This is a genomic window from Vibrio neptunius, assembly GCF_000967495.1.
Lineage (GTDB): Bacteria > Pseudomonadota > Gammaproteobacteria > Enterobacterales > Vibrionaceae > Vibrio > Vibrio neptunius.
On record NZ_JXXU01000119.1, the window covers coordinates 1 to 293 of the forward strand.

Here is a 293-nt window from a genome sequence, read left to right on the forward strand (position 1 = left end):
ATGGGAAGAGGGGCTTTGAATTGGCGTTTAAGTCTATATATTCTAGATTTTGAAAACCGAAAAAGCTTTGAATGGCACTATTAGCCTCGCCTTTAGCAATCTCACTTTCGTTTCCCTGGTCTGTCAGTATCCAATTTAAGTGAGGGGCTATCTCCAGTGACGCGCCAGTGCGCTCTCCCCACAAAAAGAGTTGACCATAGCAATTGCGTGCGATCACATGGTAGTTGTCATAATTGGCAAACTCTGTGCCCTTGAGGAAGGACTCAAGCACACCTTCAAACTCAGCGGGATTA

At 45.4% G+C, this 293-nt stretch carries 1 protein-coding gene; it reads right to left on the minus strand.

Annotated features, from left to right (window positions below):
• On the minus strand, window positions 1–293 hold a 293-nt coding region (locus tag TW84_RS23250), incomplete at both ends, for a GAD-like domain-containing protein (RefSeq protein ID WP_045977979.1).